The 15,546-nt window shown below is 64.0% G+C and carries 14 protein-coding genes; 11 read left to right on the forward strand and 3 right to left on the reverse strand.

The genetic code is table 11. From position 1 onward, the window contains the following. Positions 1-144: 144 nt before the first annotated feature. From hemA to ispG, 3 genes are all read left to right on the forward strand, one after another. A complete protein-coding gene (hemA, locus tag Q7J44_RS02815) occupies positions 145-1,374 on the forward strand; it encodes a 5-aminolevulinate synthase (RefSeq protein WP_304876770.1) in 1,230 nt (409 codons plus the stop codon). A gap of 117 nt (positions 1,375-1,491) precedes the next feature. After that, positions 1,492-2,727, forward strand: a complete 1,236-nt coding sequence (locus Q7J44_RS02820) for a helix-turn-helix domain-containing protein (RefSeq protein WP_304876772.1) — start codon at positions 1,492-1,494, stop codon at positions 2,725-2,727. A 134-nt stretch (positions 2,728-2,861) separates the two neighbouring features. After that, positions 2,862-4,007: a flavodoxin-dependent (E)-4-hydroxy-3-methylbut-2-enyl-diphosphate synthase gene (gene ispG / locus Q7J44_RS02825; protein WP_304876899.1), complete on the forward strand. Its 1,146-nt coding sequence runs from the start codon at positions 2,862-2,864 to the stop codon at positions 4,005-4,007. A gap of 4 nt (positions 4,008-4,011) precedes the next feature. Here ispG and mnmA read toward each other — a convergent pair whose 3' ends face one another. Then, complete coding sequence (gene mnmA, locus Q7J44_RS02830) at positions 4,012-5,148, reverse strand: tRNA 2-thiouridine(34) synthase MnmA (protein WP_304876774.1); 1,137 nt, start codon at positions 5,146-5,148, stop codon at positions 4,012-4,014. A 142-nt stretch (positions 5,149-5,290) separates the two neighbouring features. On the opposite strand from mnmA, the gene Q7J44_RS02835 reads away from it, so the two are divergent. The 4 genes from Q7J44_RS02835 (at position 5,291) to recG (ending at position 10,630) form a co-directional block, all read left to right on the forward strand. Next, on the forward strand, positions 5,291-5,569 hold the full coding sequence (locus Q7J44_RS02835) for a DUF1153 domain-containing protein (protein WP_304876776.1): 279 nt from the start codon (positions 5,291-5,293) through the stop codon (positions 5,567-5,569). Between the two features lie 91 nt (positions 5,570-5,660). Continuing rightward, positions 5,661-6,368, forward strand: coding sequence for a response regulator transcription factor CtrA (gene ctrA / locus Q7J44_RS02840; RefSeq protein WP_304876778.1), 708 nt, complete (start codon positions 5,661-5,663; stop codon positions 6,366-6,368). A gap of 60 nt (positions 6,369-6,428) precedes the next feature. Beyond that, positions 6,429-8,549 (forward strand): NAD-dependent DNA ligase LigA, encoded by a 2,121-nt coding sequence (ligA, locus tag Q7J44_RS02845; RefSeq protein WP_304876780.1) that lies wholly within the window; start codon positions 6,429-6,431, stop codon positions 8,547-8,549. Next, positions 8,546-10,630, forward strand: a complete 2,085-nt coding sequence (gene recG / locus Q7J44_RS02850; protein ID WP_304876782.1) for an ATP-dependent DNA helicase RecG — start codon at positions 8,546-8,548, stop codon at positions 10,628-10,630. The genes ligA and recG overlap by 4 nt, the downstream gene beginning before the upstream one ends. Before the next feature lie 347 nt (positions 10,631-10,977). Here recG and Q7J44_RS02855 read toward each other — a convergent pair whose 3' ends face one another. Next, a complete protein-coding gene (locus tag Q7J44_RS02855; protein WP_304876784.1) occupies positions 10,978-11,430 on the reverse strand; it encodes an iron-sulfur cluster assembly scaffold protein in 453 nt (150 codons plus the stop codon). 88 nt (positions 11,431-11,518) lie between these two features. Here Q7J44_RS02855 and hisI point away from each other — a divergent pair, with 88 nt between their 5' ends. From hisI to Q7J44_RS02870, 3 genes are all read left to right on the forward strand, one after another. Then, positions 11,519-11,890: a phosphoribosyl-AMP cyclohydrolase gene (gene hisI, locus Q7J44_RS02860; RefSeq protein WP_304876786.1), complete on the forward strand. Its 372-nt coding sequence runs from the start codon at positions 11,519-11,521 to the stop codon at positions 11,888-11,890. 97 nt (positions 11,891-11,987) lie between these two features. Further along, positions 11,988-12,587 carry a superoxide dismutase gene (locus Q7J44_RS02865; RefSeq protein WP_304876788.1) on the forward strand — a complete coding sequence of 200 codons (600 nt, stop codon included), beginning with the start codon at positions 11,988-11,990 and terminating at the stop codon, positions 12,585-12,587. A gap of 159 nt (positions 12,588-12,746) precedes the next feature. Further along, the gene (locus tag Q7J44_RS02870; RefSeq protein ID WP_304876790.1) at positions 12,747-13,172 is read left to right on the forward strand and encodes a host attachment protein; all 426 of its coding nucleotides are present in this window, start codon (positions 12,747-12,749) and stop codon (positions 13,170-13,172) included. Positions 13,173-13,211: 39 nt separating this feature from the next. Here Q7J44_RS02870 and Q7J44_RS02875 read toward each other — a convergent pair whose 3' ends face one another. After that, positions 13,212-13,766, reverse strand: a complete 555-nt coding sequence (locus Q7J44_RS02875) for a TIGR00730 family Rossman fold protein (protein ID WP_304876792.1) — start codon at positions 13,764-13,766, stop codon at positions 13,212-13,214. Between the two features lie 131 nt (positions 13,767-13,897). On the opposite strand from Q7J44_RS02875, the gene Q7J44_RS02880 reads away from it, so the two are divergent. Then, a complete protein-coding gene (locus Q7J44_RS02880) occupies positions 13,898-15,514 on the forward strand; it encodes a LysM peptidoglycan-binding domain-containing protein (RefSeq protein ID WP_304876794.1) in 1,617 nt (538 codons plus the stop codon). Positions 15,515-15,546: the final 32 nt, after the last annotated feature.

Consider the following 15,546-nt stretch of genomic DNA (forward strand, 5'->3'; position numbering starts at 1 on the left):
GAGGGGCGGCAAATTGCCCTGTTCCTTCTGTCCCCGGGTTGATGCAAGTCAAGGCAAGCCGCAGCTTTGTGCCTGATATTCGGGCGGAGCTGCACGCAACAGCCCCTGCGACCGATTGCAGCAGGGGGGCCACGGAGAAGACCCATGCGCTATGACACCGACCTCGATATCGCCCTGCAACGCCTGCATGATGAAGGGCGCTACCGCACCTTCATCGACATTGAACGGCAGAACGGCCAGTTTCCGCATGCGGTCTGGACCCGGCCCGATGGCAGCAAGAAAGATATCACCGTCTGGTGCGGCAATGATTATCTGGGCATGGGCCAGCACCCGGTGGTGCTGGCTGCCATGCACGAGGCGCTGGAGGCCACCGGCGCCGGGTCGGGCGGCACCCGCAATATCTCGGGCACCACCGTTTATCACAACCGGCTGGAGGCAGAGCTGGCCGATCTGCACCGCAAAGAGGCGGCGCTGGTGTTCACCAGCGCCTATATCGCCAATGATGCCACCCTGTCGGTGCTGCGCCAGATATTCCCCGGGCTGATCATTTATTCTGACGCGCTGAACCATGCGTCGATGATCGAAGGCGTGCGGCGCGGCGGCGGTCTCAAGCGGATTTTCCGGCACAATGATGTGGCCCACCTGCGCGAACTGCTGGCGGCGGATGATCCGGACGCGCCCAAGCTGATCGCGTTTGAATCGATCTATTCGATGGACGGCGATTTCGGCCCGATTGCGCAGATCTGCGATCTGGCCGACGAATTCGGCGCGCTGACCTATCTGGATGAGGTGCATGCCGTCGGCATGTACGGCCCGCGCGGGGCAGGGGTGGCCGAACGTGACCATCAGATGCACCGGGTGGACATCATCAACGCCACGCTGGCCAAGGCGTTCGGGGTGTTCGGCGGCTATATTGCTGCAAGTGCGAAGATGGTGGATGCGGTGCGATCCTACGCGCCGGGGTTTATTTTCACCACCTCGCTGCCCCCTGCGGTTGCGGCCGGGGCGGCGGCGAGCGTGCGGTTTCTGAAAACGGCAGAGGGTCAGAAATTGCGCGATCTGCAGCAATCCTATGCCCGGACGCTGAAGATGCGGCTGAAAGGTCTGGGCCTGCCGATCATTGATCACGGCTCGCATATTGTGCCGGTGCATGTCGGCAACCCCACCCATTGCAAGCTGCTGTCCGATATGTTGCTGGATCAGTTCGGGGTCTATGTGCAGCCGATCAACTACCCCACCGTGCCTCGCGGCACCGAGCGGCTGCGTTTTACACCCTCGCCTGTGCATGACTCTGTGGAAATTAACGCTTTGGTAACGGCTATGGATCATCTCTGGGGGCAATGTGCGCTAAATCGCGCCGAGGTGTCAGCCTAGGGCCGTTCTCGCAGGTGCAAAAGACCTTGTGCTGTGATAACGAATCCCTAATACGAACAAAATGAGTCGTGGTAAAAACGGCGATAGGGACTTGGGGACAGTCATGGGGCAGTGCGCATGATCGGGCGGAGGGCGAAACCTTCGATGCCGGAGACAGAGGGCCCAAAGGGCTTTGACGACTTCGATCTGCGGTTGGGCGACCTTATGCGGGGCGAACGTGCCACGATGGGGAAATCGCTGCTGGACGTGCAGCGTGAGCTGAAGATCAAGGCCGCCTATATCGCCGCAATTGAAAATGCCGATATCTCTGCCTTTGAAACCCAGGGGTTTGTGGCCGGTTACGTGCGGTCTTATGCGCGCTATCTGGGGATGGACCCGGATATGGCCTTTGCCCGGTTTTCCAAGGAAGCAAATTTCGAAGTCGCCCATGGGATGAGCGCTGCAGCCTCATCTTCCGGGATGACCGCCGCGCGCAGCCGCAGCACGCAGGTGTTCAGCGACCCGCTGGCCAATCCGAACGCCACCTTCATTCCCCGCAGCGAAAGCCTGTTTGCGCAGGTTGAACCGGGGGCGGTCGGATCGCTTCTGGTGCTGGTCGCGCTGATCGGGGCGATTGGCTATGGCGGCTGGTCGGTGTTGCAGGAAGTGCAGCGCGTGCAGCTGTCGCCGGTGGATCAGGCCCCGATGGTGGTGGCCGAAATCGACCCGCTGGGCAATGTCAGCGGCTCAGCCCCGCTGGTGCGCTCGGCCCCGCTGGCCGGCACCGACCTGGCCGGCATCGAACTGGCCAGTGCCGATCCGGTGCAGCAGCAGGTCGAACAGATGGATCGCCTGTACCGTCCGCAGGCGCTGGATGTGCCGGTGCTGACGTCTCGTGATGGCCCGATTGCGGCGATCAACCCGCGTCTGGCCGCCGCCGCCGCATCACCCGAAGCGGTGGATGCCGCGCTTGCCGAAGCCTTGGGCACCGGCGATCAGGCGGTGCAGGTCGTGGCCGCAGCGCAACCGGGGGTCGAACTGCTGGCCGTGCGCCCGTCCTGGGTCCGGGTGTCGTCGGCAGATGGCACGGTGTTGTTTGAAAAGATCCTCGATGCCGGTGAGCGTTGGGCCGTGCCGCAGCTGGAAGAACCCGCGGTTCTGCGCGCCGGCAATTCCGGATCGCTTTATTTTGCGGTGAACGGCCAGACCTATGGCCCGGCCGCCCCCGGTGCGCAGGTGGTCAAGAACGTCGCCCTGTCGCCTGAAGCGCTGACCGAAAAGTTTGCCGTCGCGGATCTGAACCGCGATGCCGATCTGGCCGCGATTGTGAACGTCGCCGATGCCTCGCAGCTGATCGGCACCCCGTCGCAATAGACCTGCGTCCTTTCCGGGTGCCGCTGAACCGTTACAGGTTTCTGTCAATCATGAGTGACATGGCCGTCCTTGGCATTGCCGGGGCGGCTTTGTCGTCTTATCAAGAGGCAAAGCATCAGAGGACCCGTGCCAAGATGAGCCTGAATACCGTTCGCCCGTGGCGCAATATTTACCGTCGGACCTCGCGCCAGATCCGCGTTGGCAAGGTGCTGGTGGGCGGCGACGCGCCGATCTCGGTCCAGACCATGACCAACACGCTGACCACCGATGTGGCGGGCACGCTGGAACAGATCCAGCGCGCGGCGATTGCCGGGGCCGATATCGTGCGGGTCTCGACCCCCGACCCGGAAAGCACGGCGGCGCTGCGGTTGATCTGCCGCGAGTCGCCCGTGCCGATCGTGGCCGATATCCATTTCCACTACAAACGCGCGATCGAGGCGGCAGAGGCGGGCGCGGCCTGTCTGCGCATCAACCCCGGCAATATCGGCGATGCAAAGCGCGTGGCCGAGGTGGTGAAGGCGGCCAAGGATTACGGCTGTTCGATCCGTATCGGGGTGAATGCGGGGTCTTTGGAAAAGCACCTGCTGGACAAATATGGCGAGCCTTGCCCGGACGCGATGGTCGAATCCGGTATGGATCATATCAAGCTGTTGCAGGACAACGATTTTCACGAGTTCAAGATCTCTGTGAAAGCATCGGATGTGTTCATGGCGGCGGCGGCCTATCAGCAACTGGCCGATGTGACCGATGCGCCGATCCATCTGGGCATCACCGAAGCCGGGGGCCTGCAATCGGGAACGGTGAAATCGGCCATCGGGTTGGGCAACCTGCTCTGGATGGGGATCGGCGATACGATCCGGGTGTCGCTGTCGGCGGACCCGGTGGAAGAGGTGAAGGTCGGGTTCGAGATTCTGAAGTCGCTGGGCCTGCGGCATCGCGGCGTGACGATCATCTCCTGCCCGTCCTGCGCGCGGCAGGGGTTTGATGTGATCAAGACGGTGACCGCGCTGGAGGACCGTCTGGCACATGTGACCACCAGCCTGTCACTGTCGATCATCGGCTGCGTGGTGAATGGTCCGGGTGAGGCGCTGATGACCGACATCGGCTTTACCGGCGGTGGGGCCGGGTCGGGGATGGTGTATCTTGCCGGCAAGCAAAGCCACAAGCTGGGCAATGACGCGATGATCGACCATATTGTCGAGCTGGTCGAGGCCAAGGCCGCCGAGATTCAGGCGGCAGATGCGGCGGCGGAAGCGGAAGCGACGCAGGCCGCTGAATAAGCGCTTACCGTCCGCGCCAGACCCAGCCGCCGCCCAAGACCCGGCTGCCCTCGGTGGCGTAGAACACGCAGGCCTGGCCTGCGCTGACGCCATCTTCGGGGTCCAGCAGCTCTACCTCGGCCTCGGTCGCCGACAGCGGCCGGATCACCGCCGGGCGCGGCGGGCGGGTCGAGCGGACCTTGACCATGACCTGCCATTCGGGCTGCGAGTCAAAGGCTGCATCGCCCAGCCAGTTCACCTCCCGCACCGGGATGGTGCGGGTGGCAAGCGATTCACGCGGGCCGACGATGACGCGGCGGGTTTCAGGATCAAGCCGCACCACATACAGCGGATCGCCCAGGCCCCCGATGCCCAGACCTTTGCGCTGGCCGATGGTGTAATGGATCACGCCGCGGTGCTGCCCCAGCACGCGGCCTTCCAGATCGACAATCTCGCCCCGATCGGCGGCTCCGGGGCGCAGCTTTTCGATCACCGCCGCATAATCGCCGTTCGGCACAAAGCAGATGTCCTGACTGTCGGGCTTGTCCGCCACCGGCAGGCCGTATTTGGCCGCCAAGGCGCGGGTCTCGGCCTTGGAGTGCAGGTGGCCCAGCGGAAAGCGCAGGTAATCCAGCTGTTCGGCGGTGGTCGAGAACAGGAAATAGCTCTGGTCGCGGTTCGCATCGGCAGCGGCATGCAGTTCCGGGCCGGAGTTGCCGGTCTTGCGCTGGATATAATGCCCCGTCGCCATGCAATCGGCATCCAGATCGCGGGCGGTGGCCAGCAGATCCTTGAACTTCACCCGTTCATTGCAGCGGATGCAGGGCACCGGGGTGGCACCGGCCAGATAGGCATCGGCGAATTCTTCCATCACCGCTTCGCGGAAGGTGTTTTCATAATCCAGCACATAATGCGGAAAGCCCATGGTTTCGGCCACGCGGCGCGCATCGTGAATGTCACGCCCCGCGCAGCAGGCCCCTTTTTTGGCCAGAGCCGCGCCGTGATCATACAGCTGCAGCGTGACGCCGACGACGTCGTAGCCTTCTTCCTTCAGCATCGCAGCCACGACCGAGCTGTCGACACCCCCCGACATTGCCACCACGACGCGCGTGGCGGACGGGGGCTTTGGCAGCCCCAGCGAATTGAGCGGGTGGTCGAGCATGGTCAAACCTTTCGGGAATGGCGCGTAATATAGGAAAATGCGCGGCAATCTCAACCCCTTCTGACGCGCAACCTTCACCATCACTTAAGTCTGATCAGGCACGGTCGGGGTAAAGCGGGTTGTCGAATGGAAAGTCATGGCCATGTATCTCAAACGTGTTGATGGCCCGCGCCAGGTCACCCTGCCGGATGGCAGCATCCTGTCCCGTGCCGATCTGCCCCCGCCCGACACCCGGCGCTGGGTCGCGAGCCGCAAGGCGGTGGTGGTGAGCGCGGTGATTCACGGTCTGATCACCCTTGCGGAAGCGCTGGAACGCTATGATCTGTCAGAGGAAGAGTTCACATTGTGGCGTCAGGCTGTTGAATCGCATGGCGAGAAGGCGTTGAAAGTCACAACCATCCAGAAATATAGACAACTTTAAGATGTTTTTGCCTCGCGCTCTGGCAGAGTAACGTATGGTTAACCATTGCCCCCCATGGTGTTAACGAACCTGTCTGTTGCGGAGCCTGACCATGCGAATACTTCTCGTCGAGGATGATCCAACAACCTCGCGCAGCATCGAGATGATGTTGAGCCACGCCAACCTGAATGTGTACTGCACAGACATGGGCGAAGATGGCATAGATCTGGCAAAGCTTTATGATTACGATCTTATTTTGCTGGATCTGAACCTGCCTGACATGTCCGGGCACGAGGTGTTGCGACAGCTTCGGCTGGCACGGATCGAAACACCGATCCTGATTCTGTCAGGGACAGATGACACGGACTCGAAGCTTAAGGGCTTTGGCTTCGGGGCAGATGATTATCTGACCAAACCGTTTCACCGCGAGGAACTCGTGGCGCGGATTCATGCCATCATCCGCCGCTCCAAAGGGCACAGCCAGTCGGTGATCGTGACCGGCAAGGTGAATGTGAACCTTGATGCCAAAACGGTCGAGGTGGACAACAAATCGGTGCATCTGACCGGCAAGGAATATCAGATGCTGGAACTGCTGTCCTTGCGCAAGGGCACCACGCTGACCAAAGAGATGTTTCTGAACCATCTTTATGGCGGCATGGATGAGCCGGAGCTGAAGATCATCGACGTGTTCATCTGCAAGCTGCGCAAAAAGCTGGCAGAGGCGACCGGCGGGCACAATTACATCGAAACCGTCTGGGGCCGGGGCTATGTCCTGCGTGACCCGGTGGGGGAACCGCGCAAGATGGTCGCCAGCGCCTGAACCTTGCAGCCCTTGCCCTTGGCTGGCCGCCCCCCTAAACCTTGGGGGCAAGCGGAGGGGATGATGGCCGAAACAGCGGTGGATCAGTTGACCGAAGATCAGGCGCGCAGCGAACTGGCGCGGCTGGCAGCGGTTTTGGCGGGCGCGAACCGGGCCTATCACACGCTGGACGCACCCGAGATCTCGGATGCCGAGTATGATGTGCTCAAACAGCGCAATGCGGCGATAGAGGCGCGGTTCCCCGGCCTGAAACGCGCCGACAGCCCCAGTGATCAGGTGGGGGCGTCGGTGTCGGATGGCTTTGGCAAGGTCGCGCATTCCGTGCGGATGCTGAGCCTTGAGAATGCGTTTGATGACGCGGATGTTGCGGATTTTGCCGATCGGGTGCGCAAATATCTGAACCACTCCAGCCCCTTGGCCTTTACCGCCGAACCCAAGATCGACGGGCTGTCGCTGTCCTTGCGGTATGAAGGCGGCGTGCTGGTGCAGGCGGCGACGCGCGGCGATGGCGAGGTTGGGGAAAACGTAACCGACAACGCCCGCACCATTGCCGATATTCCGCAGCGCCTGAGCGGCGCGCCGGATGTGCTGGAGGTCCGGGGCGAGGTCTATATGTCCCACGCCGATTTTGCCGCGCTGAATGCGCGGCAGGCGACGTCGGGCGGCAAAACCTTTGCCAATCCGCGCAACGCCGCCGCCGGATCTTTGCGCCAGCTGGATGCGGGCGTTACGGCGGCGCGGCCGTTGCGCTTTTTCGCCTACAGCTGGGGCGCGCTGTCTGAACCGCTGGCCGCCACGCAATATGGGGCGATTGCCCGGCTGGCGGCGCTGGGGTTTCAGACCAACCCGCTGACGCAGTTGTGCGACGGGCCGGATCAGATGCTGGCGCACTACCGCCAGATTGAGGTGCAGCGGGCCGCTTTGGGTTATGACATCGACGGTGTGGTCTACAAAGTCGATGATCTGGGCCTGCAGGCGCGGCTGGGGTTCCGCTCGGCGACGCCACGCTGGGCGATTGCGCATAAGTTTCCGGCAGAGCTGGCCTGGACGGAACTGCTGGGCATCGACATTCAGGTCGGCCGGACCGGGGCGCTGTCGCCGGTGGCGCGGCTGCGCCCGGTCACCGTGGGGGGCGTGGTGGTCAGCAATGCGACCCTGCACAATGAGGATTACATCGCGGGGCGGGACGCCAAGGGCAATGAAATCAGGGGCGGCAACGATTTCCGCATCGGCGATTGGGTGCAGGTCTACCGCGCCGGGGATGTGATTCCCAAACTGGCGGATGTGGACCTGAGCCGTCGCAAGGACGGCTCGCAAGCTTTTGTTTTCCCGCATGAATGCCCCGAATGCGGCAGCCCGGCCCTGCGTGAGGAAGGCGACGCGGTGCGGCGCTGTTCCGGCGGGCTGATCTGCCCGGCGCAGGCGGTGGAGCGGCTCAAGCATTTCGTCAGCCGCCACGCCTTTGACATCGAAGGTCTGGGGGCGAAACAGGTGGAGATGTTTTTCCGCGATCACGATCTGCCGGTGAAAACGCCCGCCGATATCTTCACCCTTGCCGCAAGAGACGCCGCCAACGGTTTGAAACGGCTGAAGAATCGCGAAGGCTTTGGCGAGACTTCGGCGCGCAAACTGTTCGCCGCGATTGAGGATAAGCGCCGCATCCCGCTGGACCGGCTGATCTTTTCGCTTGGCATCCGGCATGTGGGTGAGGTGGCAGCACAGATCCTGTCGCGGCACTACAGCACCTGGGAGGCGTTCGAGGCCGCCGTCACCCATGCGGTGCCGGGCACGGGCGCGTGGGAGGAATTGCTGTCGATTGACGGCGTGGGAGAGACACTGGCGACAAGCCTGACGGCGGCGTTTCAGAACGATGCCGAACGCGCGGCGATTGATGCGCTGGTCGATCAGTTGCAGGTGCAGCCGGTGGTGTGGAAAGCGGCGAGCGACAGTCCGGTCGCGGGCAAGACGGTCGTCTTCACCGGCAGTCTGGAAAAGATGACGCGGGCCGAAGCCAAGGCGCGGGCGGAATCGCTGGGGGCCAAGGTGGCGGGCTCTGTCAGTGCGCGCACCGATATTCTGGTGGCAGGGTCGGGTGCCGGATCAAAGCTGAAAGAGGCGGCAAAACATGGGGTTACGGTGCTGGATGAAGACGGCTGGCTTGCCTTGATTGAGGGCGCATGAGCCGGCCGGAAATCCTGTTTCCGCTGTTCGCGGATCTGGAAACGCTGGAAGGCGTGGGGCCGAAGACCGCCCGCGCGATGGAGGCGCTGGGGGTGACCCGGCCACGCGATCTGCTGTTCCTGCTGCCGCATTCCGGCATCGACCGCAGCCGCAAGACCTCCGTGCGCGATGTGGTGCCGCCTTGCGTGCTGACGGTCGAGGTGGAGGTGGGCGCGCATTTCCCGCCGCGCACCAAGGGCAAGCCTTATCGTGTGATGGTGCGCGATCCGCAGCTGGAATGGGCGCTGGTGTTCTTTCATGCGCGGGGCGACTACCTGCAAAAGCTGCTGCCGACGGGTCAGCGCCGCATCGTCTCGGGCCGGATCGAGCTGTTTGATGGCATTGCCCAGATGGTACACCCCGATCATGTGCTGCGGGTGGAAGAGGCGGGGGAGCTGCCCGCCTATGAGCCGGTTTATCCGCTGACCGCAGGTATCACGCTGCGGGTGGTGGCAAAGGCGGCAGAGGGGGCGGTGGCGCGCGCGCCCGATCTGGCGGAGTGGATCGACCCGGGGCTGAAGGCGAAGGAGGGTTGGCCGGACTGGCGCGCAGCGATTGCGGCGGTGCACCAGCCGGGCGATGCGGCAGCGCTTGCGCCCACCGATTCGGCCCGCGCGCGGCTGGCCTATGACGAGCTGTTTGCGCATCAGCTGACGCTGTCTTTGGCGCGGGCGTCTTTGCGCAAGTCAAAGGGGGTGGTGACGCGCGGCACCGGGCAGTTGCAGGCGCAGGTGCTGGCCGGTCTGCCCTATGCGCCGACCGGGGCGCAAACCCGCGCCGTGGCCGAGATTGCGGCGGATATGGCGGCACCCTTGCGGATGAACCGTTTGTTGCAGGGCGATGTGGGGTCGGGCAAAACGCTGGTCGCCTTCATGGCGCTGCTGATCGCGGCAGAGTCGGGCGGGCAGGGCGTGATGATGGCCCCGACTGAAATTCTGGCGCGGCAGCATTATGAAGGGTTGGCCCCTTTGGCGGCGGCGGCCGGTGTGCGGCTGGAATTGCTGACGGGCCGCGACAAGGGGGCGGAGCGTGCTGCCAAGCTGCAGGGGCTGGCCGGGGGACAGATTGCAATGCTGGTCGGCACCCATGCGGTGTTTCAGAAAGATGTGGCGTTCCACGATCTGCGGCTGGCGGTGGTGGATGAACAGCACCGCTTCGGTGTGGCGCAGCGGATGGAGCTGGGGGCCAAGGGCCGGGCGGTCGATGTGCTGGTGATGACGGCGACGCCGATTCCGCGCTCTCTGGCGCTTGCCAGCTATGGCGATATGGATGTCTCGGTGTTGGATGAAAAACCCGCCGGGCGCAAACCGATCAAGACCGCGATGATCGCGGCTGGGCGGATGGATGAGGTGGTGGCCCATCTGGCCCGCGCTGTGTCAGAGGGGCGGCAATGCTATTGGGTCTGCCCGCTGGTGGAAGACTCCGAGGTGCTGGACTACGCCTCAGCCGAGGCGCGCTTTGCCCATCTGCGCGCGGCGTTGGGCGATGTGGTGGGGCTGGTGCACGGCCAGTTGCCCCCGGCTGAGAAGGACGCCGCGATGGCCCGGTTTCAGCGTGGGGAAACCCGGGTGCTGGTGGCAACCACGGTGATCGAGGTGGGGGTGAACGTGCCCAATGCCTCGATCATGGTGATCGAGCGGGCGGAAATCTTTGGTCTGGCACAACTGCACCAGCTGCGGGGGCGCGTGGGGCGCGGGGCGGCAGAGTCGACCTGCCTGCTGCTGTATCAGGCCCCGTTGAGTGAGGCGGGGGAGCGGCGGCTGACCACGATCCGCGATACCGAAGACGGCTTCCGCATTGCCGAGGAAGATCTGGCAATGCGCGGCGCGGGCGATCTGATCGGCACTGCGCAATCGGGTCTGCCCCGGTTCCGCGTGGCCGATCTGGAACGGCAGGCGGCGCTGATGGCAGTGGCACAGTCGGATGCGCGGGCGTTGCTGACGGTGGACCCGGGGTTGACCAGCCCGCGCGGGCAGGCGGCGCGGGTGCTGTTGTGGCTGCTGGATCAGGACCGGGCGATCCGGCTGATCTCGGTCGGCTGACGCCGTATGCATTTTGTTCTCAAATGTTCTTAAAAAGTTCTTTACAGGCCTGCGTTGGTGTGAGAACAATATGGCAACACGCAAACAGGAGGATGCCATGGTTGCCCAGGTCAAGGAAATCGTCACCCGGTCCCGCGCCACGTTGATTGAGGATCTGTTGGGCGTCTTCGCCCTGTTTGCCACGCTTTATGTCTGCCTGTCGTTCTCGTTCTGACACTGCCTGCGGTCTGATCCCGCGCGCCCCGCATCTGTCCCCAAGTGATGCCATTTGCGCGCACCAGACACGCCACTTGCCGCCGCCGTCGATCCGACGTGCGGCGGTTTTTTTATTCCGGGGGTGTCGGCGGTCAGCCTTGTGGCAGCGTCGCATCCGCCATCGCAGCGGCTTCCGCTGCGGCCTCGATCGCCAGCAGGATCGAGGCGTGGCGGTTCTTGTAGTCGCGTGCCGGGGTCAGCACCACATAACCGTCGAACGGCGCGGCCGGCACCGGGCCCGCGTCCTTGAGCATGGCGCGCAGGGCGTCGCGTCCCTGCGCCAGTTCGGCCGCAGTGCGCCCGATCACCACATGGCCCAGCAGGCTGGCTGCGGCTTGCCCCAGCGCGCAGGCCTTCACGTCCTGACCAAAGGCGCTGACCCGGCCCGCGTCCATGACCAGATCCACCGTCACCGTCGACCCGCACAAGGGCGAGCGTTTGCGCACCGTGGCCTGCGCCCCGGGCAGGCGGCCATGCAGGGGAATATCCGCCGCCAGTTCAAGAATCTGGCCGGAATACAGTTTGATCAACTCGGTATCGCTCATGTTTGTGTGGTCGCTTTCGCTCAGGGCGCTTTTCCTTTGGTCAATCCTTAGATAGACCTTCCCCCCGCGCCCGCCAAGGAGAACCCCGATGGCTTTTGACCCTGCAACACTAAAGTACGACTCGAACGGGCTGATCCCCTGCATCGCGCAGGACCATGAGACGGGCGATGTGCTGATGATGGCGTGGATGACCGCCGACGCGGTCGCACAGACGCTGGCCACAGGCCGGGTGACCTATTGGTCGCGGTCGCGGGCGGCGTTCTGGGTCAAGGGCGACACTTCGGGCCATGTGCAGCATCTGGTGGAATTGCGGGTCGATTGCGACCGCGATTGCCTGCTGGTGCGGGTGCATCAGCACGGGCCTGCCTGCCACACCAACCGCCGGTCGTGCTTTTACACCGTGGTGCAGGGCGGGGTCGAGGTGATCACCATGGAACCGATGACCGGGGCCGATCGTTGACGTAATGAGTCACCTTTTCCCGGCGCAGGTCTTGACCTTCGGCCCGGAAAAGCACCTATTTGCGCCAGACCGTACCAATCGACAAAGGATGAACACGATGGCTTTCACGCTTCCCGATCTGCCCTATGCCCACGATGCGCTTGCCGCGCTTGGCATGTCGAAAGAGACGCTGGAGTATCACCACGACATTCACCACAAGGCCTATGTCGACAACGGCAACAAGCTGATTGCCGGCACCGAATGGGAAGGTAAGTCGGTCGAAGAGATCGTGGTCGGCACCTACAACAAGACCGCCGTCGCGCAGAATGGCATCTTCAACAACGCCAGCCAGCACTGGAACCATGCCCTGTTCTGGGAGATCATGGGGCCGGGTGAAAAGGCGATGCCGGGTGCGCTGGAAAAGGCGTTGACCGAGTCGTTCGGGTCGGTTGACACGTTCAAGGAAGAATTCTCCGCTGCCGGTGCAGGCCAGTTCGGATCAGGCTGGGCCTGGCTGGTCAAGGACGCGGACGGCGCGCTGAAGGTCACCAAGACCGAAAACGGCGTCAACCCGCTGTGCTTTGGCCAGACCGCACTTCTGGGCTGTGATGTGTGGGAACATTCCTACTACATCGACTTCCGCAACAAGCGTCCCGCTTACCTGACAAATTTTCTTGACAAATTGGTGAACTGGGAAGCGGTCGCGGCCCGTCTCTGACGCTTAACCCATTGATATAATTGCCATTCTTATGTCTGGCCTGATACCCGCGCATTTTTTTGTGCGGGTATTTTTGTTGTGGTCACTGTGTCACACTACCGGCGCATCATGCAGTTCCCATCTGAAAGGGAGATGAACAAGAAACGGGGGGAGGACGATATGACAATGATCACACGGGGTTGCTGGATTGTGGTGGTGGACGGGGCCGGAGCGGTGATTCTTGAGAATGCCGGCACGGTGGCCACACCCGATTTGCGGCTGATTGACCGGATTGAAACGCCCAGGTGCGACACCCCGCCAGAACCCGGCGATGGCAATCGACCGGCGGAGGCGAGCGATCGGGCACGTCTGGCCGAAACGGCAATGGTTGCCATGCTGATGACACGACTGTCCTTTGCCGTGCGCCAGTCGCGCACCTCACGTCTGGCCATCGCAGCACCACCGCATCTGCTGGAGGCGATCCGCACCCGGCTGGACCATAATCTGCGCAGCCGGGTGGCGATCATGCTGCCCAAAACGCTGACGCAGCATCCGCTGGACAAGATTGTCAGCGTGATGGCCGAAGCGATGGAGCGGGCGGCCTGAGAATTTGCCTGAGGTTGGCCGCGTAAGCGACTGACAAGTTCAGGAAAAGTCAGAGTCCAGCCGGGCCAGCAGGCCCGGCACATCGGGGATGGCGGTGAAGGCGTGGCGCAGATGCGGCTCGGCAAAGCCCTGTGCGATGACGTGATCGACAAGTTGGATCAGCGGCTGCCAGTAACCATCTGTATCCAGAAGGAAAATCGGTTTGGTGTGCAGCCCGATCTGCCGCCAGGTCAGCACCTCGAAAAACTCGTCCAGACTGCCTGCGCCGCCGGGCAGCACCACGATGGCGTCTGAATTCATGAACATGACCTTTTTACGCTCGTGCATGTCTTCGGTGATGACCAGCTGGTTCAGATCGCGCTTGCCGCGTTCCTTGCCCATCAGATGCGTCGGGATCACGCCCATGGTGCGTGCGCCTGCGGTCAGGGCGGCGCGGGCGACTTCGCCCATCAGCCCGACATCGCCCGCGCCATACACCAGCCGCCAGCCGTGATCGGCGATGCCCAGACCCAGGGCGCGGGCATCTGCGGCATAGGCGGGCGACAGGCCGGGGCGTGATCCGCAGAAGACACAGACGGAACGAAGCAGGGTCATAGTGGCCTCATTTGGGGATTTTCATTGCAAGCCCAGTGTTATCGGGGTTCCTATGCAAAGGAAAGCAGGGGCCGGGGACAGGCCCCGCAGGCCGGGCCGGTTTCGGGCCGGGGAAGCGACGGGGAAACGATATGGCGGTTTCGACTGGGTTGAGCGGCGGCGCGCGCGTCGCGGGGATTGTGGTTGGTCTTGGCGTGGTGGCGGTGATCGCGGCTGTGCTGTGGCCGGTGCAGCAGCCTGCGAATGACACGCCGCCTGTGGCCGTGACCGCCGTGCCGGAACTGGGCGGGGATAGCACGCCGGAGCAGATTGTGGCCGCTGCACCCGTGGCACCTGCGACGCAGCCCGATGAGCAGCCTGCGCCGGTCGGGCTGTCCGCTGCGCCATCTGAGCCGGAGGCCGAGCCGGGGGTGCCCGGGGTTCAGGCGGCAGCGGCGGAGCCAGCGGCAGAGCCAGAACCTGCGGCAGAGCCTGTGCCACCCGCCGCGCCCGCGCCCGTCCCCCCCGCCTTTGACGGCTACCGGATCGAGGCGGATGGCTCTGCCGTTGTGTCTGGCCGCGCGGCGGCAGGGGCGATGGTGTCGGTGCTGGTCGATGGCCAGCCGGTGGCCGAGGTTCAGGCGGGCGGCGATGGCAGCTTTGCCGCGCTGTTCACCCTGCCGCCCAATGCGCAGCCCAGTCTGATGACGCTGGACGCGCTGTTGCCAGGTGGCGCGCGGGCGGGGTCGGAACAATCGGTGGCGCTGGGGCCGATTGCCGGGCCGCAGATCGTGGCCATGGCCGCTGCACCCGCCACCGCTCCCGCCCCTGCCGCAACTCCCTCTCCGGCACCCGCGCCGATGGCAGAGGGCGCGGCAGAGGCACCGGCAGAGGCAGCCGAGGTTGCGGCCCTTGCCGCGCCTGCGCCAGAACCCGCAGAGCCCGCAGCAGAACCCGCGCCGCCCCCGGCACCGCCGGTGGCTTTGCTGGTGACCGAAGACGGGGCAACGGTGGCACAAGGCGCGCAGCCCACCGCCGATCTGGTGGCAGACGGGGTGCCGGTGCTGCTGGAGACGATTTCCTATGCACCCGGCGGCGCTGTGCAGCTGTCGGGCCGGGGCCAGCCCGGCCAGACCGTGCGGATCTATCTGGATACCGCGCTGGTGGCCGAAGCGGCCATTCTGGAAACCGGGTTGTGGCAGGTGACACTGGGCGACACCGCGCCGCAGATCTATACGCTGCGGGTCGATCAGGTGGACGGAACCGGCAAAGTCTCGGCCCGGTTCGAGACCCCGTTCAAGCGCGAAACCATCGAAAACCTGGCGGCCTTGACAGCGGCAGGCGCGCAGGACGCCGGGACCACAGCGCCGGAACAGGCCGTGGGGCAAGTGGCTGTCCGGACCGCGCAGGCGGCAGGGGACGCCGCACCCGCCGCCCCGCCGTTGCCTGAATCGGAAGAACTGGGCGCGGCACCCGCCGCGGATGTTGCCCCAACCGACACCGCCTTCGCCGGATCGGCCCCCCCGGTCGCCCCGGCGGGCACTGCTGCGCCCGCAGCGCTGACGGCGGATGCCGCAGCGCCTGCCGGGTCACCGCCGCCGCCGGTCACCGTCACCGTGCAGCCCGGCTTCACCCTCTGGGGCATCGCGCGCGAAAATTTCGGACAGGGCGTGCTGTATGTGCAGGTCTATGAGGCCAACCGCGACAAGATCGGCAACCCCGATCTGATCTATCCGGGGCAGGTGTTTACTATTCCGGCAAAACCCTAGCGCGGGTCTGGCCATTTCCGCCCGATCCCCCT

The sequence above is a fragment of the Pseudotabrizicola sp. genome (assembly GCF_030656345.1).
Taxonomy (GTDB): Bacteria; Pseudomonadota; Alphaproteobacteria; order Rhodobacterales; family Rhodobacteraceae; genus Pseudotabrizicola.